This is a genomic window from Entomobacter blattae, from assembly GCF_014672835.1.
In the GTDB taxonomy this organism is placed as follows: domain Bacteria; phylum Pseudomonadota; class Alphaproteobacteria; order Acetobacterales; family Acetobacteraceae; genus Entomobacter; species Entomobacter blattae.
Genome location: NZ_CP060244.1, coordinates 1,555,724 through 1,578,507, shown reverse-complemented (window position 1 = coordinate 1,578,507; position 22,784 = coordinate 1,555,724). Strand labels below are relative to the sequence as shown.

General features: G+C 47.5%; 15 protein-coding genes and 6 pseudogenes. 8 read left to right on the top strand and 13 right to left on the bottom strand.

What is annotated here, in order from left to right; all coding sequences use genetic code 11:
- Window positions 1–130: 130 nt before the first annotated feature.
- Window positions 131–244 (bottom strand): annotated as a pseudogene (locus JGUZn3_RS06965) (translation initiation factor IF-2 N-terminal domain-containing protein); the annotation flags it as partial.
- A gap of 181 nt (window positions 245–425) precedes the next feature.
- Window positions 426–644, bottom strand: a pseudogene (locus JGUZn3_RS12940) (glutamate synthase central domain-containing protein); the annotation flags it as partial.
- Window positions 645–962: 318 nt separating this feature from the next.
- On the opposite strand from JGUZn3_RS12940, the gene JGUZn3_RS06955 reads away from it, so the two are divergent.
- Together JGUZn3_RS06955 and recQ are read left to right on the top strand one after the other, a co-directional pair.
- Entirely contained in the window at window positions 963–1,334 is a 372-nt protein-coding gene (locus JGUZn3_RS06955; RefSeq protein ID WP_203412848.1) for an OmpA family protein, read from the top strand.
- A 96-nt stretch (window positions 1,335–1,430) separates the two neighbouring features.
- Window positions 1,431–3,317, top strand: a complete 1,887-nt coding sequence (recQ, locus tag JGUZn3_RS06950) for a DNA helicase RecQ (RefSeq protein WP_203412847.1) — start codon at window positions 1,431–1,433, stop codon at window positions 3,315–3,317.
- 749 nt (window positions 3,318–4,066) lie between these two features.
- Here the strand turns inward: recQ and purH are convergent.
- Window positions 4,067–4,249 (bottom strand): annotated as a pseudogene (gene purH, locus JGUZn3_RS06945) (bifunctional phosphoribosylaminoimidazolecarboxamide formyltransferase/IMP cyclohydrolase); the annotation flags it as partial.
- 129 nt (window positions 4,250–4,378) lie between these two features.
- Complete coding sequence (locus JGUZn3_RS06940; RefSeq protein WP_203412846.1) at window positions 4,379–5,605, bottom strand: SMP-30/gluconolactonase/LRE family protein; 1,227 nt, start codon at window positions 5,603–5,605, stop codon at window positions 4,379–4,381.
- Window positions 5,606–5,707: 102 nt separating this feature from the next.
- On the opposite strand from JGUZn3_RS06940, the pseudogene JGUZn3_RS12935 reads away from it, so the two are divergent.
- Window positions 5,708–5,926: pseudogene (locus JGUZn3_RS12935) on the top strand (glutamate synthase central domain-containing protein); the annotation flags it as partial.
- 251 nt (window positions 5,927–6,177) lie between these two features.
- Window positions 6,178–6,291 (top strand): annotated as a pseudogene (locus JGUZn3_RS12650) (translation initiation factor IF-2 N-terminal domain-containing protein); the annotation flags it as partial.
- Between the two features lie 445 nt (window positions 6,292–6,736).
- On the opposite strand, the gene cydC reads toward JGUZn3_RS12650, so the two are convergent.
- The 6 genes from cydC to JGUZn3_RS06900 form a co-directional block, all read right to left on the bottom strand.
- Window positions 6,737–8,599, bottom strand: a complete 1,863-nt coding sequence (gene cydC, locus JGUZn3_RS06925; protein WP_203412843.1) for a thiol reductant ABC exporter subunit CydC — start codon at window positions 8,597–8,599, stop codon at window positions 6,737–6,739.
- A gap of 3 nt (window positions 8,600–8,602) precedes the next feature.
- Window positions 8,603–10,540, bottom strand: a complete 1,938-nt coding sequence (locus JGUZn3_RS06920) for an ABC transporter ATP-binding protein/permease (RefSeq protein ID WP_203412842.1) — start codon at window positions 10,538–10,540, stop codon at window positions 8,603–8,605.
- 230 nt (window positions 10,541–10,770) lie between these two features.
- On the bottom strand, window positions 10,771–12,618 hold the full coding sequence (locus JGUZn3_RS06915) for a sensor histidine kinase (protein ID WP_238996951.1): 1,848 nt from the start codon (window positions 12,616–12,618) through the stop codon (window positions 10,771–10,773).
- Between the two features lie 4 nt (window positions 12,619–12,622).
- Entirely contained in the window at window positions 12,623–12,808 is a 186-nt protein-coding gene (locus JGUZn3_RS06910; RefSeq protein ID WP_203412840.1) for a NepR family anti-sigma factor, read from the bottom strand.
- A gap of 324 nt (window positions 12,809–13,132) precedes the next feature.
- On the bottom strand, window positions 13,133–13,732 hold the full coding sequence (locus JGUZn3_RS06905) for a sigma-70 family RNA polymerase sigma factor (protein ID WP_203412839.1): 600 nt from the start codon (window positions 13,730–13,732) through the stop codon (window positions 13,133–13,135).
- A gap of 355 nt (window positions 13,733–14,087) precedes the next feature.
- Entirely contained in the window at window positions 14,088–14,792 is a 705-nt protein-coding gene (locus JGUZn3_RS06900; protein ID WP_203412838.1) for a sigma factor, read from the bottom strand.
- A 44-nt stretch (window positions 14,793–14,836) separates the two neighbouring features.
- Here JGUZn3_RS06900 and JGUZn3_RS06895 point away from each other — a divergent pair, with 44 nt between their 5' ends.
- Both JGUZn3_RS06895 and JGUZn3_RS06890 read left to right on the top strand, forming a co-directional pair.
- Entirely contained in the window at window positions 14,837–15,625 is a 789-nt protein-coding gene (locus tag JGUZn3_RS06895) for a response regulator (protein ID WP_203412837.1), read from the top strand.
- Between the two features lie 139 nt (window positions 15,626–15,764).
- Window positions 15,765–17,594, top strand: coding sequence for an ABC-F family ATP-binding cassette domain-containing protein (locus JGUZn3_RS06890; protein WP_203412836.1), 1,830 nt, complete (start codon window positions 15,765–15,767; stop codon window positions 17,592–17,594).
- A 2-nt stretch (window positions 17,595–17,596) separates the two neighbouring features.
- On the opposite strand, the gene JGUZn3_RS06885 is transcribed toward JGUZn3_RS06890, so the two are convergent.
- Both JGUZn3_RS06885 and JGUZn3_RS12460 read right to left on the bottom strand, forming a co-directional pair.
- Window positions 17,597–17,905, bottom strand: coding sequence for a hypothetical protein (locus JGUZn3_RS06885; RefSeq protein WP_203412835.1), 309 nt, complete (start codon window positions 17,903–17,905; stop codon window positions 17,597–17,599).
- Between the two features lie 439 nt (window positions 17,906–18,344).
- Window positions 18,345–18,530: pseudogene (locus JGUZn3_RS12460) on the bottom strand (F0F1 ATP synthase subunit gamma); the annotation flags it as partial.
- Window positions 18,531–18,717: 187 nt separating this feature from the next.
- Between JGUZn3_RS12460 and JGUZn3_RS06875 the strand changes: the two are divergent.
- The gene (locus JGUZn3_RS06875; RefSeq protein WP_203412833.1) at window positions 18,718–19,368 is read left to right on the top strand and encodes a glutathione S-transferase family protein; all 651 of its coding nucleotides are present in this window, start codon (window positions 18,718–18,720) and stop codon (window positions 19,366–19,368) included.
- Here the strand turns inward: JGUZn3_RS06875 and JGUZn3_RS06870 are convergent.
- Window positions 19,365–20,417 carry a Gfo/Idh/MocA family protein gene (locus JGUZn3_RS06870; RefSeq protein WP_203412832.1) on the bottom strand — a complete coding sequence of 351 codons (1,053 nt, stop codon included), beginning with the start codon at window positions 20,415–20,417 and terminating at the stop codon, window positions 19,365–19,367. The genes JGUZn3_RS06875 and JGUZn3_RS06870 overlap by 4 nt on opposite strands.
- Before the next feature lie 732 nt (window positions 20,418–21,149).
- Here JGUZn3_RS06870 and secD point away from each other — a divergent pair.
- Window positions 21,150–22,709, top strand: a complete 1,560-nt coding sequence (secD, locus tag JGUZn3_RS06865) for a protein translocase subunit SecD (RefSeq protein ID WP_203412831.1) — start codon at window positions 21,150–21,152, stop codon at window positions 22,707–22,709.
- Window positions 22,710–22,784 lie beyond the last annotated feature (75 nt).

Below are 22,784 nucleotides of genomic sequence, written 5' to 3'. Positions count from 1 at the left end.
TCAAGATTGGCTATACCCTTACGGACTTCATGCGAGAAAGTAAGGGCATCTCTTCCCTTAGCTCACAGCATCTATTCCTCTCAAAAAGGCAATAATGGGGTAAAAGCCACCAACTAAGCTATGCAGACTCCCGATGAACCCGATGGCCAAATTCTTCTACCACGAGCTCTGCAGTATCGGCATCAATAATTTGTGGCCCTGTCGCCATGACCCCCATCTTCATAAGGGCTTTAATAACCTCACCCTATAGAATATCAAAGGCCAGCCTGTTTGGCCAGAAACTGAAATCTTGCTGAGGCTGACTCTCAAAAGAGATTAGAAGGTAAAACTAAAAATTCCTATCAGGGTACAAGCTTGTTGCAATTGTCAGAGGATGACTTAAGATTTTGGTGTTTGGTGTTTGGTGTTTGGTGCTTTGGCTGACAGGTCACAAGCATCATCACCCGGGTTTTCCGTAAGCTGTCAATCGGGAGTGGTAACCTGACTAAACTCCTGACGGAAATAATGGGCTAAACCCCGATATTTCCCTGATAATACGGCCAATGGTGTATCATCCCCCATAGAGCCGCCTCTACAGCGTCTTCCACCATAGGCTGCAAAACAGCCTCCATTTCTTCAAGGGTCGCCCCTACCGCAAGTTGGCGGCTCAGGTAAGGTGGAGATGTAAAATCTTCTTAAAAGAGAAGCGCTATAAAGGTTGGCAGGCTACTTTTTTTGAGGTTATACTAAAATGATAGGGAATATTTATGCCACATTTTTCAAGGAAGTGAGGCCTATATGCATTTTCCAGTAGGAATTTTAAGAGGGAAACTGTATCCCTTTGCCAAAAGGATCGAGGATTGTAGGTGAGGCTATGGGTTAATAGCCTTGTAGCATTCGTCTCTTTAATCCCTATAGAAACAAATGGATTTTACGGTATCTGCCAAAAGGCCATACCAGAAGGTAGTAAAAAGGATTGGAAAATGCGTCGAGTAATATGTGCCATAACTACGTTAATGTTTCTTGCCGGCTGTGCAGAAGGAGGACCTCGGAAATATGTGGTCTTCTTTACACCGGGTTCTACGGTGCTGGATGATGCTGCCCAAGATGTTGTGGTTCACGTGGCTGATGAAACATCACCGGGCGATAAGGTTCTGGTAGAGGGGTATTCTCCCCCGGTTGGCAACCTCAACGCAGAAGAGCTTCTTGCAGCAGACCGTGTCAAAGTTGTGTCTGATGAGCTGGTGAATAAGGGGATTTCTGCATCAGTCATTGTTCAGCAGCCGCGCCTTGCCAATCAAGAAGATAAATCTGTAGCAGCCCGTAGGGTTGAATTAGAAGTTATTAGCCCCTAAAGCAACCCTTATAAAAGTTGCTGATGAACTTACCAGATGAGCTTGCCAGATAGAGGCGGGCTGATCAAGCCATTAGGAAAAAGGATTAACCCCCCAATGGTGTATTCCTCTCTGCAATCAGATAGGCAGGATGACACGGTTGGGGGTAAGGCTATCCCTACCAAAAACCTGCGGGAAGTCCTCTCGCAGGTTTTTGGCTTTCCTGACTATAGGGGCATTCAGCGCCAGGCCATTGCCAGCCTAATGCAAGGGGAAAATGTGCTGGCATTAATGCCAACAGGTGGGGGTAAAAGCCTGTGTTATCAGTTGCCAGGGCTTTGCCGAGCGGGAACAACCTTGGTTATTTCCCCTTTAATTGCCCTTATGGAAGACCAGGTTGCCCATTTATGCCAGTTAGGCCTTAAAGCCTGCGCTTGGCATTCGGAGCTTTCTCCAGAAGAAGCGCAGAAATTGACCCAAGCCATGCAGGCTGGTGAGATGGATTTTGTGTATGTTTCTCCTGAACGGTTGACAACAGGGAATGCCCGCATTCTTCTTCGTAAAATTCCCTTATCGTTGATTGCTATAGATGAGGCCCATTGTGTTTCCCTTTGGGGCCATGAGTTCAGGCCAGAATATAGGGCGCTGGTTCGCCTGGGAGAGTGGTTTCCCAATGTGCCGCGGATTGCCTTAACGGCAACCGCTGATTTACGCACCAAGACCGATATTTTGACTTGCCTGAATATCCCCCAGGCCAAGGTCTATGAATCCAGCTTTCATCGCCCGAATATCCATATCAGTGTGCAGATGAGGAATGATGAAAAACACCAGCTGTTGGGTATTCTAAGCCGCCATAAGGAAGAGACCAGCATAATCTATTGCAATAACCGTAAAAAAACCGAAAGGCTCGCGGCCTTTTTAAGTGAAAAAGGGTGGCCTGCCATAGCTTATCATGCCGGGTGTAGTGCTGAAGAAAAAAAACGTAAACTGGCTTTTTTTCGCTCTGGTGAGGCATTGGTGGTGGTGGCAACCGTAGCTTTTGGCATGGGAATAGACCGCCCAGATGTCAGGTTGGTGGTGCATGTTGATATGCCAGATTCCCTTGAGGCCTACTATCAGCAAATTGGCCGAGCAGGGCGCGATGGGGGCCCAGCAGAAGCGGTTATGCTTGCGGGAAGTGAGGATATAGCCCAGCATCATCTTAGGCTTTACAATTCAGCTTATTCTTCCTCAACGCAAGGGGAGAGCACCCGCCAGCGCATGAGAGGAATGGCGCGCTTTGCTCATAGTACGGAGTGCCGTACAAAAACAATTCTTCAAAGTTTTGGAGAGGAACTCGCAGAGCCTTGTGGCCATTGTGATAATTGCCTTTCACCACCGGAAATGGAAGATATAACACAAGAATGCCGTATGGCGCTTTCAACAGTGTATCGAACGGGACAGGCTTTTGGGATGACCCATCTTATTGCCGTTCTTCAGGGGAAAAAAAATGCAAATATTCTTCGATATCATCATGATGGTCTGAGCGTTTTTGGCCTTGGGCGGCAAAAAAGTACCTTTTATTGGAAAGGCGTTTTGCGCCATCTTCTGGCCATTGGCGCCCTTGATTATGATGGTCAAAGTGGCGGGTTCTCCCTTCCCCTGAAATTGGGGGGGCAAAATGTTCGGCCCCTCTTACGAGGGGAGCTGCCAGTATTGGTGAACAAGCATGTGGTAACAGAAATACGCCCATCATCTGGTCGTTATCTTTCTTCTGTGCAAAAGGCCCTGCCAAAAGCATTGACCGAGCAAGAGCAGGAAAGTGTTAAAAGGTTGAAGGAATGGCGGCTAGAGGTTGCAAAGATACAGGCCGTACCACCCTATATTGTTTTTCAGGATACAGTTTTAGGAGATATTGCCCGTATAAAGCCCCAATCGCTTGAGGAGCTGGCCACTATTAAAGGGGTGGGGCAAACCAAACTTGCCCGTTATGGGGCTACGGTTTTGCGAGTTCTATGGTCCTAAGCCGGTTTTTGGGCTTTGAGAGAAGAAGAGCGTTTTTTGCAAAAATAGTCATTGATACAAATGAGCCGTTCAGGATGTAAAGCCCTGAAGTTTTTACGTTAAAGTGACTGCAATTGGGGTATGGCCTGAAAACTGGTAAGGTAAAATGCTGGTTTCAGCATCGTTCATGGTATGCACTCCGTCTCAGTTGAGGTGGCAGGAGAGTACCTTGATCATTATATGGGTGGGTTCTTTGAGGCTTGGATTTGTAGGAGCCTGGATTTGTAAAATCGGGAAAGAAATTTGGACCGATAATTTTGGGCCAATAATATTGAAGCCCCCAAAATACTAAAGCCCCACAGGATAGTCGCATGTTTGGGGAGAGCCTCGCCAATGTTATGTCATTGCCTTCGATGAAGAGTTTGTCCATGAGCCCAAACAATAGCTCTAAATGTCTATTAAATGGTTTCGAACCAATTAGGGATAATTTTATTCTCTGATTTTAATGCCATTATTATTCCTCTGAATGACTTCTCTGAAATCGAGCATATTCGCAAATGTGTCTATAGTTATATCTCCTGTATCCACAACACTTCTCGTTGCCGGGATAATGGAAACCCTCTTGCCCCAAGAATTTTGGCCATACACTCGCCTCCTTTTCCCACTTCTATACTGGCCGTAGAGAAGCCCATAAGAGAACAAGCCCGTATCAGCTTATTCTTTCTAGAAAAGCTGATAGGGACTAAAAATTCTGATATGGGTGGTTTTTTTTAATGCCTGAAATGACGCATACCCGTAAAGACCATAGCCAGATTGGCCTTATTGGTGGCATCAATCACTTCCTGGTCACGAATAGAGCCACCAGGTTGGATAATAGCTGTAGCCCCCGCTTCAATGGCAATCATAACCCCATCTGCAAAAGGGAAAAAAGCGTCTGATGCCACTACACTTCCTTTGGTTAAAGGGTCTGGTAAATGAAGCTTACTTTATTGCTAGGATGCGCATGCAAGTGTTACCAACTTGCGGTGGGCGACAAAGAGCTGGTTATGAAAAAACCTGTTCATTTAACCCCATACGACCACTTAACTCATACCAGCACCTTGGGTGTTAACCATAAGGCTATAGATGGATTGCCCGGCACACATGATTAGTATATTGCGTTTGGGACCGCCGAAAGTTACATTAGAACATATTTGGGGTAACCTGATACGAGCAACCATTTCCCCTTTGGGAGAATAAACAACAACACCCGCATAACCTAACGGCCCAGCTGCCCCACACCAGAGGTTACCCTCAATATCGCAGCTCATGCCATCGGCCCCACAGGGCACACCATCGACATTCAGTTCTGCAAATAGCCGCTTACGGGTGGGTTTGCCATTGGTAAGATCAAAGGTGTAAATGGCTGTTTTATCCTTGGGTTGGGGGATATAGCCAGGTGGAGGGCTGGCAGCAGAGCTAATAATGTAGAGAGTTTTATAGTCTGGTGAAAAGCACAGGCCATTGGGTACGGGCAGGTCACTTTCTGATAAAACCTGCTCAAGGATGCCGTTAGGGTCTAGCCGGTAGGTAGCTGTGGGCAGTTCTCGCTGAACATTTTTAAGGAATGTTCCCACCGAGGCCTGCCCACCATCTCCAAGAAAACCACGGATTTTCCCTGATGGGTTAGCAGGCCCACCGGGAGCATCTGCGTGGCCCTCTATGATATTATCCCCATAGGCTGGATCGGTAAACCAGATGCTTCCATCTTTATGGATAGCAATATCATTCGGGGAGTTTAGCCTTTTTCCTTTATAGTTATCGGCCAGGACTGTCAGGCTGCCATCATGTTCCCAGCGGACAAGACGGCGGAAAAAATCTTCTGTTGAAACTTGTCTTCCCTGGGCATCAAAAGCATTGCCGTTGCTGTTAAAGGAAGGGTTGCGGAAAATACTAACCTGTTTGGTTTCCCATACCATACGGTATTGGACGTTTTTAATGGTATCACTAAAAACCACATAACGCCCTTCGGCTGACCAAGCTGGCCCTTCTATCCACGCCCCGCCTGCCCATAGGCGTTCAAGAGCTGTGATGGTAATAAATAACCCCTTGTAAGCCTTGTTATAGATTATAACGTCGGGATCCGGATAGATCGGTGGGCTGGTATTTTTTCCCCATTGGCGCGGTGGATTTGAGATGACGCTGGGAGGTGAAAAGCTCGTTTTGATAGCAGAGACCGCAAGGGCCTGGCGCTGGTTAATAAGGCCTAAAGGGCCCACAGTGCCAACAAAAATTCCCTGGAGTAACTGGCGTCTTGAAAAATATGGCATAAATATTCCCTATCGTTTTAGTATAGCCTCAAAAAAAGTAGCCTGCCAACCTTTATAGCGCTTCTCTTTTAAGAAGATCTTACATCTCCACCTTACCTGAGCCGCCAACTTGTGGTAGGGGCGACCCTTGAAGAAATGGAGGCTGTTTTGCAACCTATGGTGGAAGACGCTGTAGAGGCGGCTCTATGGGGGATGATACACCATTGGCCGTATTATCAGGGAAATATCGGGGTTTAGCCCATTATTTCCGTCAGGAGTTTAGTCAGGTTATCACCCCCGATTAACAGCTTACGGAAAACCCGGGTTATGATGCTTGTGACCTGTCAGCCAAAGCACCAAACACCAAACACCAAACACCAAACACCAAACACCAAACACCAAACACCAAACACCAAACACCAAACACCAAACACCAAACACCAAACACCAAAATCTTAAGTCATCCTCTGACAATTGCAATAAGCTTGTACCCTGATAGGAATTTTTAGTTTTACCTTCTAATCTCTTTTGAGAGTCAGCCTCAGCAAGATTTCAGTTTCTGGCCAAACAGGCTGGCCTTTGATATTCTGTAGGGTGAGGTTATTAAAGCCCTTATGAAGATGGGGGTCATGGCGACAGGGCCACAAATTATTGATGCCGATACTGCAGAGCTCGTGGTAGAAGAATTTGGCCATCGGGTTCATCGGGAGTCTGCATAGCTTAGTTGGTGGCTTTTACCCCATTATTGCCTTTTTGAGAGGAATAGATGCTGTGAGCTAAGGGAAAGAGATGCCCTTACTTTCTCGCATGAAGTCCGTAAGGGTATAGCCCGCTCCCTTCGACTCAGGGAAGGAGCCAAATATATTAAAACCAAGAGGCATATAGACGTAAAAGAGTGGGGCCCACACCTATTACAAGGGCAAAACTCTCTAACTGAAGATAAAATATACATAAAAGGGGCTGGATTAACGCGCCGCAATGATCGATAAAGCGATAGAGGGGTTCCTGAAAAAATGTGTCTTAACACCCCCCAAAGCAGACCTCCAACGCCATGGATGCTAAGAAAATATGACCGATCCCCTAAGATTCCACAGACCTCAAACCCCTTTACGCCGACCAAGAGCGACCCTTACAGCCAACGATTCCATTGTGTTAGATCATAGGGTGGACAACGCCATTTTCCATCATCCAAACCTGATCTAATTTTTCTACCCCCGTTAACCGATGGGTTATTAAGATGAGACTACGGGTGGGCTCTATCTGGTTTAAAAGCTCCAGGAACGCTCTTTCTGTTGTAGAATCCAACCCTGTTGTCGGTTCATCCAAAAGCAGAATGGGAGCATCGCGCAGCAAGATACGGGCAAGAGCAATACGCCGCCCTTGCCCGCCAGAAACCTTTATTCCTCCCTCTCCTAGCCAGGTATCCAGCCCATCAGGCAGGGAGCGCACCATATCCCCAATGGCAGCATGATCAAGAGCTTGCCATAACTCCTGTTCTGACGCATCGTCTTTTCCTAGAAGGAGATTAGCCCTTATCGTATCGTCAAAAATATGGGTTGCTTGGGAAAGCCAGGAAATATGGTTTCGCAACGCCTCTCCATCAAGTTCAGAAAGGTCTACCCCACCAATGCTGATGGTGCCCCCTTGAGGCTTTACAAGGCCCAATAACATCGCCACAAGGGTTGACTTCCCTGCCCCAGAAGACCCTAACAGGGCCATATGACTTCCCGGTTTAATGGTAAGGTTTAAATCATTAAAAACAGGCTTTTTACGCCCGGGATAGGAATAGACAACATTTTTGAACCGAATAGTTAAATCCGTCGGCATAACCTTCTTTCCAGAAGTCTGAGGAGAAACCCTGTCTCCAGCCGTAACCCCCATAATCCGCTGGGCAGCACGGACTATAGTGCCAGCCTGCACTCCAGAGCGGGTAAGGCCTGCCACCAGATCGTTTACTGAAACCAGCAAAAACAAAATAAAAACCGCAGCAATTGGGGCAATAAGGCCCCAATCCGTACGCATTGCCGCGATAAGCACAAAGGCCATACCCAACTGCATGGCCAAAAAAGCACCACTGCCTGCAAAAGCAGCCGCCCTAATCTGACGCAGCTGAATAGTTTCCAGAGATTTTTCCTGCTCTATAATACGATTAAGCATTCTCTCTTCTGCCCCAAAGGCCCAAATCTCGCGCAGACCCATAACCAAATCCAGCACGGTCACACGCAAGCGGGCCTGTTGAACGCCTTTCTGGCGGCTTATTTTATACGTTACGGCTGCCATGATGGCGGGAAGCCCAAAGGCTGAAAAACCAAATACGCCACCCAATATTACGGCCACCATATAGGCGTGGCAATAAAGGGCTACACCTACAAGGATAACACATGCCAGGGCCGCATTACAAAAGGGAAGAAGAATACGAAGGTAAAGCCCATCCAGTGCACTGATATCGGTTACCAACCTTGAAAGCAGATCTCCAGAACTTAAAAAGGCCAACCCGGCAGAGGAGCTTTGAGCGATTGCCTTAAAAAACCACACTCGCAAATCCATCAGCGCTTTAAACATGGCATTATGGGTGTAGAGCCTTTCCCCATAACGGGAAATAACCCTGCCCATACCTAGCACACGCAAAACCCATACCCCCAAAAAGATGCTCCCCAGAACACTGCTGGCAATTCTTAAAACAGCAAAACTGAGAATGCCAATTCCCAAAAGCATCGCCAGAAGGGAAATACCCACACCGACAAGCAGCTCAACCTTACGTTTCCCGGCCCAAACCGCAAACAGCCTGCACAAGGTGGAGGACACTGGACCATCCTTTTCATGGCCAATGGCTTTTAAAGCGGCTTGCATATCTCCTCCCTGAGAAGAAGAATTGTGGTCTTTTCCCTTTTCCTGCCCTGAAGTTCCCTTCCCTGAGGAAAAGCAGGCTGCCTGCTGGTTTTCTTTACCTTCTGGCAAATCTTTACCATCTGACAAAAGAGAAGAAGCCTGCTGTATGTCCTGTTCTTGCCCCATGGCTTAATCCCTCTCGCCTTCAACCCGATCTTCTAGCCGTGGGGCAGTAACAAGTCGACCGTTCTGAAGATAAACTTTAAGGCCTGCCATAGCCCTTACCGCTGGAGAATGGCTGACAATAATCACCGTCTTCCCTACTGCCAGGGCTTGCAGACTTGCCAAAATCTCCTGCTCGGTATGGGGGTCCAGCGCTGTTGTGGGCTCATCCAAAAGCAGGATGGGGGTATTTTTCAAATAGGCCCGCGCAATGGCTACACGCTGCGCCTGGCCCCCAGAAAGGCCATAACCCCCTTCCCCCACGAAAGTATCGAGCCCATGGGGAAGATCTGCCAGAAAATGGAAAATACCGGCCGCCTGAAGAGCCTGTTCTACCTCTGACTGACTGGCCTGGGGGTTTGCAAAAATAATATTCTCGCGCAAGGTGCCCGCAAATAAAACAGGGTGTTGGCCAATCCATGAAACGAGACATGCATTCTCTTTCGCCGTAAGAGTTGCGGTATCGATGCCATTAAACAGAATCTGGCCAAATTGGGGGGCGATAAAACCCAGCAAGAGCTCCATAAAGGTTGTTTTCCCTGCCCCTGAAGGGCCGGAGAGAATGGTGGTCGTCTCCGCGGGCATCACCAGTGATATCTGCTCCAGGGCATAGCCACGCTCTTCCTCCCAGGAAAAACTGACAGAGCGGAACTCAATATGTATCCCCTTTTTTGCCCCAACCGCTGCTTCTAAAACGGTTTGCCCTTCAGCTGTTGGTGTAAGAGCTGGACGAATTCTTACCGGGTTTGATCCTGTTTTCAGGCCAGTTCCTAATTTTCTCTCTGTTGGGTTTTCCTCTTTCTGAAATGGTGAGAGCAACCCTGTTGTTAACGCCACCCCATTCTTGGCCAAGGATTCTCCAGGGTGAGCCTTATGAGCATAGACAGAATAAGCTTTCTGTAAGGGCAAGATTTCCTCTCCTGCACTGGTAATATGGGCCCTATCTTGATAGGCCAGGGCCAGGCTTCTGAAGGGTGAAAAAAACTCAGGAATCAAAAGCAAGGCGAAAATGGCGTGGGTAACCCATAACACAGCTTGCGGGCCCAATATTTCTTCCTCCATGCGGAAATGCCCATGAAATATATGATACAACACCATACTATCAGAAGTGGCAATGACAATAATGGCGATAATCATCACACAATCAATCGTTGCAGAGGAAAGAAAAGCCACCCGCAAAATCCGCATGGTATTGCTCCGCAACTCATTAGCCGCATGATGCAATTGAACGGCCTCCTGATTGATACGGCCTAAAAATACAAGTGTAGCAATGCCGCGTATACGATCTAAAAAACGGGTTTGCAAACGCGCCATGGCTAAAAATTGTTTACGGGCTGCCAGAGCTGCCCCAATACCAAATATGGCCTGAGCCAATGGAATAACCAGCCCACATACCCCCAAAACTACGGCCACCCAAGGCTGGATAAAAACAATAATCCCCAATATTAATGCAGGCGCAGCCACCCATAAAATGGATACGGGCAACCAACGGGAGAAAAAACCATCGACCACCTCGACCTGATCAATCACCAGGTTGGTTAATGCTGCCGTGTGTTTATGCCGTAAAAGTGCCGGCCCACCTTGCAAAATATACCCTAGCACGCTGGCGCGTAAATCTCTTTGGGCCTTCACCCCAACCCGCCCTGAGACCACTTCCACACTGTAAAGCAGTACAGCACGGCATAAAGAAGCCACAAGCCATAGCCCTATCGGGTGGCTAATCCCTAAAATATTGCCGGTTTTACCCAACAGCACAACACTTAATATATCTGCCAAAAGCCATGCCTGTACAACAGCAATACCGACATCAAGCAGACTTAAGAAAACAATCCCTAAAACCTTACGCCGGCCCTTTGCGGCCTGCTGCCTTACCCAGGCCTTGACCTCTTTTTTCGTTATATCCATAATTTTTCCAAAATGCCAGACTTCCAGCCCTTAACCTTACTGCAAACCACCATCGACCTTAAAAAAACCCGAGTTTTTCAGACCCAGAATTTCTCAGGCCCCAAATTTCTCAGGCCAAGCCGTTACCCCTGTCCCAAAAATCACCTTAGGCACTTTACACAAAACCCAAACTGAATGGCCTTACTGAATTGGCCTTTAAGAAAGAGTCCGCTAGCCTCGCCCCTAAAAGATTAGGTAAGGCCACTGCTTTTCTCCCCACCTGGAGTGGGATAGGGAATAGTAAAAGTATAGATAGTGCCATTCTTTTGCGATACAGCCCCCAGGCTTGCGCCAATCTGGCGAGCAAAACCCTTGATAAGCTGCATGCCAATCCCCTTTCGCTCCTCTTGGTTACGCTCAAGGTTAAACCCAACACCATCATCTGCAATGGTTAATTTTATTGTCCCTGGCTCTCCATGGCAAAGCGTTATGGTAATGGTCCCTTTTTTACGACCTACAAACGCATATTTCAAGGAGTTGCTTAAAATTTCAGTGACAATTAAGGCAAGGGGAACGGCCTGGTCAATCGTCAGGGTAATATCTTCTACCGAAGATTGAAAAGAAACAAGCGTATCGCCTGAATCATACCCAAAGGCCTGAATGATCTGACAGCAAAGCTCTTCCATAAAGTGGCGCATGTTAACCGCCTGCACATCGCTGTCTTCACCATACATATAACGATGCAAGGTGGCCAGGGCCTTAACACGTTCACGAGCTGTTGCAAACTCAGCCCGAGATTGGGGATTTTTTATCCGGTTCATTTGCAGGTTCAGAAGAGAGGCAATAATTTGCAGATTATTTTTAACCCGATGATGAATTTCCCTAATCAACAGCTTCTGCTTTTGGTCCACCACAATCAAATGCTCTTCATGACGGGTAAGCCTGCGGGTGGCACGCATAAAGGAAAACCCCAACTGGCGGAGTTCCAAGGGCATATTATACATGACACTCCCATCAAAAACCTTGGTCTGCTTCCAGTGCTGGACAGCCTCTGTCAGGCGTTGAAGGGGTGCTGTAACAAGAATATTGCCCCCCACCGCAACGGCTCCCAAACCCACCATGAGGAAAAATACAATCTCCACCACCCTTACCACAAAAAAGGCAAAGGCATGTTGTTCAACATCGGTCTGCCCAGTTCTTACCACCAGATTTATACCAGGGGAAACCTGCATAAGGCTATACACTGCCCCTCCCTCGTTTGAAGACACTCGTGAAGGACGCATATAAAAGGAATGCTCCCCATTATATAAGCGGTTTAAGATAGTACTGTTTAAAAACTGACCGTGCGACCACATACAATCCCGGCAAAGGGGCACAATCTGCCGATCGTTATAAATAATCCATGCTTGGGTATCTGACATATCCTCGTCATCATTGCGCCAACGCAGAAGGGAGTCATAATTCTTCTTGCTGCCTCCTATCGTGATCACCCCTGTCATATACCCATCGCCCTTACGGCTGAAGGTTTTTTCGCTGTTAAAGAGCCTGCGTGTGATTTGAATAAAAAAATAGCCTGCATGAGGCCCTTTATCATAGGAAAAAGGAATGAGCAGCACGGGGCTTTTCCGCTCCCACTGCACCTGAGCTTGCTGAAGTAAAGATGTATCGCCTGTTGAGCAGACAATATAGCCCGTTACATACCGAAATTGTAAAACCCGATAGCGCCCATCGGAGGCGGAGTAGACAAAATCCAAAATACGTTTACAGGCTGCTGGGTCTTTTTGCAGGTTATCCTGAGAGAGGGCTCGCATAACCGAGCGACTACCTGCAATATGGTTTTGAATGGCCGCATTAATGCGGCTGGCAGCCACCACCCCCCGGTAAAGGCTGCCGGAAAACGTTAAACGATAATTGTTCCAGGCAAAAATAATGGCAATGGTGGCAATAGGAACCGCAGAGAAAAAAATGATTAATAAAAGCCGCACACTGACTTTATCAACCATTTTCCGCAGTTTTATGAAAGGATATAAAACAAATGAAAAAATAGGCTTTTTATGGGTAGAAACTTTCGGGTCTTCCTTTTTTTCAGGAAATTCCATCACATCACTGATTTCTATCTGCTTCAATTAAATTGAGCAGTTCTTCAGGGATTGGTTCGTTGGCCACACTATCGAACAACTGATGCAAACCCTGATCAAGCCATAAATCAAAAGCAGACGCATCGCCCTCCTTTGAAAGGTCACTCCCTTGCAGGGAATTCTGCTTTTCGCCCTTCGTAGGTTCAGACATACAAGGCGTATGTCTGGGCTTCTCAGGGGGTATTTTGGTTTTTTTTGGCAAAGCCATAACGGTCATGAACCTTCTAAACCTCTAGCTATGAAATCTCATGACTTCTCTGTTCAATGTCATCACAGTAAGAAATCTTTTTCAACAATATGAAATCAATAAAAATTATGTAATAGCCTGACGATCTCTTAATACCAATTATTTTATTTTCAATAGGCTCCTTCTCTTCTGAAAATAAGGCCACCCTGCGTGGCAAAGCAGCCTTATCCATTAATGTAAACTTGGTGTTAATGTAAACCTAGTATTAATGAAACCTAGTTGAGAGTTTTAGATAAAAAACTGATGGGCCTTATTCTGGCCTTCCTTCCGCAAAAGAGATTCTAGACGACGCACCTGGGCTGCCATGGATTTTTCTTTCTCCACACTTTCTTTATCCTTACGAGGGGCCTCATCCCCAATAAGCCAGGCCTGAAGCTGCCTACGAGCCCTAAATACCCGGCTTTTTGCAGTCCCAATTGCGCAATTTGTGGCCTGAGCCAGTTCTTCATAACTAAGCCCATGGACAACCACCATAATTAACGCTTCCCTCTGGTCAGCAGGAAGGCAGGTAATCGCCCGAGCCAATTCCTTAAGAGCTAAACGGTTTTCATGCATGGCTTCAGTGGCAAACATGGCACTGGGCACATCATCAATATCTGTGGTTTCATGATGTTTACGCAAGTTAGAAATAAAGCGATTGCGCAATATCCTATGCATCCAGGCTGCAAAATTCGTCCCTAATGTAAAACTCTCCTGAGCAGCTAAGGCATTACATACAGCATCCTGCACAAGATCTTCTGCGGCCGCCCGATTGCGCGTTAAAGCCAGGGCTTGCACCAGCAGCTTAGGTAATATGGCAATAATCTGGTCATGAAAAGTAGCGGTCATAATAACATTCCTGCTCTCTATTTATTTTTATAGTTTATCGCTTTACATAAATACTAATGCTTTAGTCTGCAGAAATGTTGCATGTTTTTTTGATGTTTTTTTGAAAAAATTTTTTCGCTTTTTCGTGAAGGTTTTTCCTTTTATTTAAAGATTTCTTTATCTTTACTTTGTATGCTGATTCCCCTCCCAGCAAGAATTTTCACCGCCATACCCTTAAACGATGTAGTGGTACAAAAACACTCAAGCTTAACAGCAACCAAGGAAGAGATAAATTCTTACTTATCCAACCTCTTATCTTCCTTCCTTGCGCCTTTCATCACCGACCTTTACCTCTGAAGGGAAAATACGCTATTTTTTATTTATCGTCTTCTTCTCTATTCTCTTCTCTCTTCTGGCGGCTTTGCTTTTCGTGATGGTGCTCATAAAGAGCAGCAAGCTGTTTTCTGGCTCTGGAGACCCTGGCCTTGAATGTTCCTATTCCAATACCACATATTCGCGCAGCCTCTTCATAAGAAAGCTGCTGGCCCCCAACAAGAATAAGGGCTTCCCTTAATGGAGGACTTAACTGAGCCAGATTCTGTTCAAGATCCCATACAGCATCGGCCGTAGCTGCATTTTCTGCCTGAAAGACAGGAGCCTCATCATGAAAGACCTGCAGACCCTTTTGCTCTCGCCTGGTTTTGCGCAGATAACCATAATAAACATTTCTCTCAATGGTCAGCAGCCAGGCTTTCAGGCCCTTCCAGGGGGAAGCGATCTTTTGGGGCAAAACCTTTTCCCCAAGGGGGGGATCTTCTACAGAAAATGGTTTTTCAGAAAATGGGTTTTGAGGAAATGGTTTTTCAGAGGCTGGTTTTTCTACAATGTCTGGGGGAAGTGGAGTAAATTTATCAAGATTATCCATCACCTTTACCAACGTTTCCTGAAGCAGGTCATCAGCTTGGGCAGCATCACGCGTCAAAAAACGGGCAAAAGCGCGCATGGCAGGCAGATATTTTACAATTTCCTGCTTCATTCCAGAAAAATCATCTACCGTTTCGGCTCTGCCTGCATTCACCATCAGTTTAATTTCCGGTTATCGTCAGCAATAAAGGAACCACAATAATGAGCACTCTGCAACAAAAGGAACTAATCAGCGTTCTCCCTTATGCCAGGCGTTATGCCCGTGCCCTGACCGGAAACCAAATCTATGGAGATAAACTGGTTGCAGAATGCTTACAAATACTGGTGTCCAATAAGAATAAAGATCATTTTTCCCCAAGGGAAACCCTTTACTATCTGCTCACCAAACGGTTTAACCAATTGCAGGAAAAACTTCCCTCCCAGGCTAATCGTCCAGGGCTAACCTCTGTCCAGCGCCAGCTCCTGCTCCTTACCTCTTTGGAAGAGCAGCCCATTTCTCTGGCTGCAGCCATTACCGGTCTTTCCCCGAATCGAGCCAATGAACTGATTTTTGATGCCCGTGAAAAACTCCACCATGCGGCTTCCACTTCTGTGCTCATCATCGAGGATGAACCCATTATTGCCATGGATATTGAAGACCTGGTCAGAAAATGCGGCCATACCAGCGTGGGCATTGCCGGCACAGAGGATGAAGCCACCATGCTGGCCATTACCAAAAAACCTGGCCTTATCCTGGCAGATATCAATTTGGGACTCGGCGGAGACGGCATGCTTGCCGTAGAAAGAATTTTAAAACATCACCCTGTACCCGTAATTTTTGTTACCGCCTACCCCGAGCGCCTGCTCACTGGCAGCCGCCAGGAACCCTGTTTTGTGATTACCAAGCCTTTTGAGCCCTTAACCTTGGCTGTGGCCACATACCAGGCTGTAACAGGGGGGCTTGATACAGAGCTTTACTCTACCCAGCATGACTTTGAAGGCCGAGCTTAAGCGCGCTTATTGCCTACTGCTTACGTCCCCCTTATCGCGCATATTACGCCCCTATCACGCATAAGACACTCAAAAGCCTAGCAGACTGAGTAAACAATTCTGCTTGCACAATATACGCTGTATAGGTATGTGGTAAAAAATGGCACCACCACTTCTTTCCTTACAGAACATCTCCTATACCCTGGGCGGCAAACCCCTGTTGGAAGGGGCAGAAATCAGCGTTGGTTATCATGAAAAGCTTGCCCTCGTAGGGCGCAATGGCAGTGGAAAATCTACCCTTCTTCGTATTGCCTCGGGCCAAATCCTCCCCGATTCTGGAGAGATCTTCATTCAACCTAGCATTACGCGGCGTTACCTTTCTCAAGAACCTAATCTCAGAGCCTATAAAACCACGCTCGACTATGTCAATACTGGGCTGGTCGACCCCCACTATGAGCACGAATCGCTCTCTCTCCTGCAAGAACTTGGCTTAACAGGCCAGGAAAACCCTCACCATCTCTCCGGTGGCGAGGCCCGGCGGTGCGCCATTGCCCAGGCTCTTGTAGGCCACCCAGACCTTCTGATGCTGGATGAACCCACCAACCATCTGGACATGCCGACTATTGAATGGCTTGAAAAAAAGCTGCTTTCCCTTTCCGCTGCCCTCATCCTTATCAGCCATGATCGGCGCTTGTTAGAAACAGTCTCTCAGGCTGTTATCTGGCTCGACCGTGGCACCTGCCGCAAGTTGAATCAAGGCTTTCAACATTTTGAAAGCTGGCGTGATGCAGTTTTAGCAGAAGAGGAGCTCACGGCCCATAAGCTTGACCGCCAGATTGCCCGTGAGGAAGACTGGATGCGTTATGGTGTCACGGCCCGACGCAAACGCAATGTGCGCCGTGTTCAGGAACTGGCCCAGCTTCGCCAACAGAAACGAGAGGCCATCAAACAACCCAACCAGCTGGCCTTGCAGGCCAGCCAGGCCATCCTTTCTGGTAAGCTTGTCATTGCCGCAGAAGGGGTAAGCAAATCTTATGGGGAACGTCCCATCGTTAAAGCCCTTTCGCTCCGGCTCCAACGTGGCGAAAAGCTTGCCATTGTCGGAGCGAATGGCTCGGGTAAAACAACCCTTTTAAATCTGCTGACCAAAACCCTACCGCCTGATGAAGGGGAGATAACCCTTGGCAGCAACCTAGCGATGGTCACCCTGGACCAGCAACGCAATGCCCTTAACCCAGCCACCACCTTAGCCGATACCCTAACCGGTGGGGGAGGTGATATGGTTCAGGTCGGCTCCGAGCACCGCCATGTGATAGGCTATATGAAAGATTTCCTCTTTAAACCAGAGCAGGCCCGCACCCCTGTGGGCGTTCTCTCTGGTGGGGAGCGTGGGCGCTTGTTATTGGCCAAGGCCCTTGCCCAACCTTCAAACCTGCTAGTGCTGGATGAACCCACCAACGATCTGGATCTAGAGACCCTCGATCTTCTGGAAGAAATGCTCTCCCAATATGAAGGCAGCGTGCTCCTTGTGAGCCACGACCGTAACTTTATTGACCGTATCGCAACCTCGGTTCTTACCCTTGCTGAGACTGCCCAATGGGTGGAATATGCCGGTGGCTATAGCGATATGCTTGCCCAAAAGCAAGCCGTACCCCCTGCACCCCCTTCTGGCAAAAAAGAAACTCTTAAGAATGGTAACCCCTCTGCCAGCAAAAACAAATCTGCTTTTAGTGAGGAAAAAGGCCCAAAAACCAAACTCTCCTTTAAAGAAAAATTTGCCCTGGAAAACTTGCCAAAAACCATCGCTGGCCTTGAAGAGGAAATTCAGAAACTCAGAACTATTCTCTCTGATCCCGCCCTTTACCATAAAGATCAGGCGAAATTCACCCAAACCTCCACCCTGTTAGCTCAAAAGGAAACTGCCCTGAGAGAGGCCGAGGAACGTTGGCTGGAGCTGGAAATTCTTCGCCAGGACATCGAAAAAAAATAACTCTACCCCTGTTCATTCCAGCGCCTGGAATAGGGGCTTGGCTTGGCTTGGCTTGGCTTGGCTTGGCTTGGCTTGGCTTGGCTTGGCTTGGCTTGGCTTGGCTTGGCTTGGCTTGGCTTGGCTTGGCTTGGCTTGGCTTGGCTTGGCTTGGCTTGGCTTGGCTTGGCTTGGCTTGGCTTGGCTTGGCTTGGCTTGGCTTGGCTTGGCTTGGCTTGGCTTGGCTTGGCTTGGCTTGGCTTGGCTTGGCTTGGCTTGGCTTGGCTTGGCTTGGCTTGGCTTGGCTTGGCTTGGCTTGGAAAGAGCTTACCCAATTTTTGCTACAGTACAACCCCTTTTGCCGATATTTTTTCTTTCTTTAAAGAATTTATCAAACCACAACTCACCACTATAGGTTTCTAGCTTTGACTTTCTAGGTTGTGAGCTTCGACTTCCTCAAAAGAAATTCCTAACCCCTTCCTATGGTGCATTCCCAACACAAAGCAGCTGGCCTGCTACGGCCACATACACCTTACCCAACCAAGCCCTACACAGAGAGATTTTTCAGAATAGAAAGAGAAAAAAAGAGAAGATGTGAGAAATGCAAAAGATAAAGATAAAGACATATCCCAACTTGGGAAGCATCCTTCCCTGTTATTGATGGCAACCGCACCAAGATTTGACATATCTGCAACTTGAAGACCATCTCCTCTCTGCCTTGCCTAGAGCAGCAAGCCTTCTGAAGATTTTATACGCTAAAGGCTTTGGAGAAGAGTTAGCGTGTCGTGTAGTATGATACTGCAGCGAGAGGCGATCGATAGATTTGCCAGCATTCCGTGTTACGCCATCCATAGCAGACATGCGAACCCCTTGTTCATCCGCTGCAGATTCCAGTAATGCTGCAAAAATCTGGATTTGCAGGTTTCTCGACAAAGGCTGATCAAGAATGGTCTGCTCATCAGCTTTAAACAAGGCGTGCCTGTAAAAGCTCCTCCCCTATTGGCTCCTATCGAGGAAAATACACAACAGCGTTTTATTATCGGCCCTTATCAGGCGTATCAACTTTACCCTACAGTAAAATTTATCTGGCTTTTCCTGTCTGTTTTCCCTTATAAAATAGGTGCTACGATATCTTGAGAAAGAATTTATGTATACACTTTATTACTATCCCAGCAATGCCAGCAGTGCCCCCCATATGCTATTAGAGGAGCTAGGAGTTCCCTATCAACTGGTTCTGGTCGATCGAAAGGTCAATGCCCAAAAATCCCCTGAATATCTTAAGCTAAACCCTAATGGGCGTATCCCGACTTTAACCGATGGCCCCGTCGTGATTTTTGAATCCGCTGCTATTCTTCTTTACCTCGTCGATAAACACCCAGAAAAAGGCTTTGCACCAGCCGTTGGCACCGCAGAACGAGGCCATTTTTACCAATGGCTGGTTTTTCTGACCAACTCCTTACAAGAAGCCATGATGAACTGGTTCTACCCCGAGCGTCTTGCCAACAATAACGAAGCGGCAATGGCCTCCATTAAGGCTGGCGCCCAAACCAGAGCAAATATGTTTTTTGCCGTAATTGAACAGCATTTAGTGGCTAATGGGCCTTTCTTCCTGGGCAAGAAGCTCAGCGCTGTCGATTTATATCTGACCATGATCTGCCATTGGGCCCATCGCCGTGGCCTTGTTCCACCCCCACGGTCTCATCAGGCCATTTCTCGCCTCCTGGATACGATCATTAACCGTCCTGCTATTAAAAAGGCCTTTACCGACGAAGGACTCACTACCGACAATATCGCCTAATAGTCCCCAGCTGGCTTTTGGTGGATAAGGCCAGAAAGTATCATACGCTCTCGGGTAGCGGCGATGCTTTCTGTTACAGCCAAAGCCGCTGCAAGAGCCCTGCGGCCTGCACGGGCATCCACCTTTACTGGAAGGCCCTCAAGACAGGCTGCTGCAAATGCGGCATGCTCTGCTTGCAGCATATCGGATTCCTTCCAGCGAACACTCTCTCTTTTAAATCCATTAGTGCCCGGTAGGGGAAGGCCATTTTTACGACCAATCATCACCAATTCACGGGTGACAAAATCGGCTGAGAGATACCCTTCTTCAGAGAAAATCCGCATTTTCCGCTCGGTTTTTAAAGAAATACGGCTGGCCGTAATGGTCGCCACACACCCATTGGCAAAGCGAACACGGGCATTGGCAATATCCTCAAAATGCGAGCTGACGGCGGCTCCCAGGGCATCTACCGATTCAATCGGGCTATCAACAATAGCTAACACCAAATCCAGATCGTGGATCATCAAGTCAAGAATGACAGAGACATCCACACCGCGTTCTCTAAAGGGAGCAATGCGCATGGTTTCAATATAAAGCGGCCGGTCAATACGTTCTGTAATGGCCTTTTGTTCTGCCGAATATCGTAACAAATGGCCGACTTGTACAACAAGCCCTGTTTTTTCAGCCAGGGCCACTAAGGAGTCTGCCTGCTCCAAGGTGGAGGCCACGGGTTTTTCCACCAGAACATGCTTGCCAGCCTTAAGGGCTTGCTCTGCCAGGCTAAAATGCTGCTCAGCTGGGGCTGCAATCACGACAGCATCAGCCTGTTCCAGCAGGGCCTCGTAAGTGGGAGCAACAAAAGTACCAAATTCAGCCCCCATCGCTGCGGCCCGTGTTGGATCAAGATCATAAAGGCCAACAAGTGCTTCACGAGAGGAAGCCTGCACCTTTTGTAAATGGAAACGGCCAAAATAGCCTGCCCCTGCTACACCCACCCGTAAAGGGCCTTGAGCCTGATTTGGATGGAGAGATTCTACCCCCCCCTTAGGGAAAGCCTTTTTACCGAACATTCAATTTTACCCTAATGTACCCTAAAATTTACTGAGATCGTTTAATTGCACTTTAGAAAGTTGCATTTTGAAAAGTGAGAAGTTTATTTGAAAAATGAAGAACCGATAATGATGTTCTTCTACAATTTTGGATTTAGCATGAGAAATACAATCTTTATTAGCCATTTCACCTCCCCTTTTACCAGCTCATTCTCCCAATGGCTGCCCCCAGTGGCTGATTTCTTAGCTTAAACGCTTTTTTTCAGCAGAACTGCCAACACTATCCCTAAGAAAAAACAACCATATTCCTAAGAAAAAATAAGAGACGCTTCCTGCAGGATGGTTGATTACTTTCATCAAGAATCGTTCCCTTTCATTCACAAACTTCAGAAACGCAGGCCATCCTCCTTAAGGCTTTCCCTATTTTTGAACCTCTATAAATCTTGAGCCTCTATAAACCACTTCCTCACTCATAAACCAAGCAATCAAACCCATTCCTCAAACCTGTCAACCTGTAGAATATTTTCCGCAGGCTTTTTCACCAGTAATACTGTAAAAAATGGGATACCGTAAAAATGGCACCCAAACACTGCCGATCTTCCCTCTATTTACTCCAAATGTGACTTAATAGGAATAACCTGTGCAGAAAATGACCTTCTGCCCCTAATCATGTGTTTTCATGGCTCCCTTTTCGTTATAGACAGTTTTCATACATTTTCCAAATTGGGTTTCAGTAGGGGGCTGTACGCGTTTATGATGTATTATAGTCGGTTCAAAATGCTCTTAGTGGGCCTTGTCTGCCTGATAGGGGTTCTTCTCTGTATTCCCAATCTTGTTGCCAAGCCTTCCCCTGCACTGCCCTGGCGGCAAATCCACCTAGGGTTAGATCTTAAGGGGGGATCTTATCTGCTGATGCAAGTTGACCTGAAAAGCCTGGCCAATGATAGACTCCAAACCTTAAACGATTCCATCCGCCAAAGCCTCTTAAATGAAAAATTAGGCTATCGGGATATCAGTGTTGATACAACCCACCATAGCCTGAAGTTCCTGCCACGTGAAGCTTCGGAAAGCACTGCTGTGCATAAGGTGCTGGAAGAGCTCCCTCAAGCTGTGCCGCATGAATTCAGCATTACAACAGATAAGGCGGGCTATTTTATCGTCTCCCTTTCTGAAATCGCCATGCAGGAACGCGCCAAGGAGGCTATTAGCCAGTCCATTGAAATTGTACGCAAGCGTATTGATGCAACAGGGGCTGTAGACCCCGAAATTACCCGCCAGGGAGATGATCGCATTGTTGTTCAGCTTCCCGGCATTACCGACCCAGAGCGAGTTAAAAAACTCCTGGGGACAACAGCAAAAATGACCTTTCACCTGCTTGATGAACAAGCCATTAGTGCTGTGGTTGCTCCCCCTGGGGTAACCATGATGCCCATGGTTGAAAGCCCCGAACAAAAATTGCCCGTTTATACCCATGTCGATGTGGATGGCGCAAACCTGACCAATGCCAGTGCTGCTGTTGACCAGCAAACCGGCGAATGGGCTGTTAATTTTACGTTTGACCGTGTCGGTGCGCAGAAATTTGGTGAGATTACCAAAAACCACATCGGGCATCGTTTTGCCATTGTGCTTGATAACAAGGTGATTAGCGCCCCTGTGATTCGCTCGGCCATTACCGAAGGAAACGGGCAGATTACCGGGGGGTTCGATGCCCAAAAAGCCACTGATCTGGCCCTTATGCTTCGTGCTGGGGCCTTACCCGCACCATTAAAGGTCATAGAACAACGCTCCATTGGCCCCTCCCTTGGAGCCGATTCCATTAGGGCCGGAGCCTTAAGCCTTGCTGTAGGCTTTGTGCTTGTGATTATCTTTATGGCCCTATTTTACGGCCTTTTTGGCTGGTATGCCAATATTGCCCTGCTGGCAAACCTGATCTTGATGATGGCTATTCTCTCCCTTTTTGAAGCCACGCTGACCTTACCGGGTATGGCCGGTATCCTTCTTACCTTGGGAATGGCCGTTGATGCCAATATCCTCATCAATGAGCGCGTAAGGGAAGAGGTTAACCGCGGCCGCACCCCTTTGGCCTCTCTTCAGGCGGGGTTTGAACACGCGACTGCAACCATTATTGACAGTAACGCCACAGCCCTATTAGCCCACGTCATGCTGTTTGTGTTTGGCACAGGCCCGGTACGCGGGTTTGCCCTCACCATTACCATTGGGATTGTTACCACCTTGTTTACCACCCTTCTTCTCTCCAGAATGCTTATGGTTCGCTGGTATGCTATAACTCACCCTAAAGAGCTCCCTGTCTAAAGCCCAAGCAGACCTACGATATTTCTCCTTTTAATGATGGAACACTATTTTTAAACTTTTAAACCTCATCCTCAC

Excerpts from the sequence above, each read along its gene's own strand:
- JGUZn3_RS06955 (WP_203412848.1), top strand. The coding sequence starts at position 963 with ATGCGTCGAGTAATATGTGCCATAACTACGTTAATGTTTCTTGCCGGC.
- recQ (WP_203412847.1), top strand. The coding sequence starts at position 1,431 with ATGGTGTATTCCTCTCTGCAATCAGATAGGCAGGATGACACGGTTGGG.
- JGUZn3_RS06940 (WP_203412846.1), bottom strand. The coding sequence starts at position 5,605 with ATGCCATATTTTTCAAGACGCCAGTTACTCCAGGGAATTTTTGTTGGC.
- cydC (WP_203412843.1), bottom strand. The coding sequence starts at position 8,599 with ATGGGGCAAGAACAGGACATACAGCAGGCTTCTTCTCTTTTGTCAGAT.
- JGUZn3_RS06920 (WP_203412842.1), bottom strand. The coding sequence starts at position 10,540 with ATGGATATAACGAAAAAAGAGGTCAAGGCCTGGGTAAGGCAGCAGGCC.
- JGUZn3_RS06915 (WP_238996951.1), bottom strand. The coding sequence starts at position 12,618 with ATGGAATTTCCTGAAAAAAAGGAAGACCCGAAAGTTTCTACCCATAAA.
- JGUZn3_RS06910 (WP_203412840.1), bottom strand. The coding sequence starts at position 12,808 with ATGTCTGAACCTACGAAGGGCGAAAAGCAGAATTCCCTGCAAGGGAGT.
- JGUZn3_RS06905 (WP_203412839.1), bottom strand. The coding sequence starts at position 13,732 with ATGACCGCTACTTTTCATGACCAGATTATTGCCATATTACCTAAGCTG.
- JGUZn3_RS06900 (WP_203412838.1), bottom strand. The coding sequence starts at position 14,792 with ATGGTGAATGCAGGCAGAGCCGAAACGGTAGATGATTTTTCTGGAATG.
- JGUZn3_RS06895 (WP_203412837.1), top strand. The coding sequence starts at position 14,837 with ATGAGCACTCTGCAACAAAAGGAACTAATCAGCGTTCTCCCTTATGCC.
- JGUZn3_RS06890 (WP_203412836.1), top strand. The coding sequence starts at position 15,765 with ATGGCACCACCACTTCTTTCCTTACAGAACATCTCCTATACCCTGGGC.
- JGUZn3_RS06875 (WP_203412833.1), top strand. The coding sequence starts at position 18,718 with ATGTATACACTTTATTACTATCCCAGCAATGCCAGCAGTGCCCCCCAT.
- JGUZn3_RS06870 (WP_203412832.1), bottom strand. The coding sequence starts at position 20,417 with ATGTTCGGTAAAAAGGCTTTCCCTAAGGGGGGGGTAGAATCTCTCCAT.
- secD (WP_203412831.1), top strand. The coding sequence starts at position 21,150 with ATGATGTATTATAGTCGGTTCAAAATGCTCTTAGTGGGCCTTGTCTGC.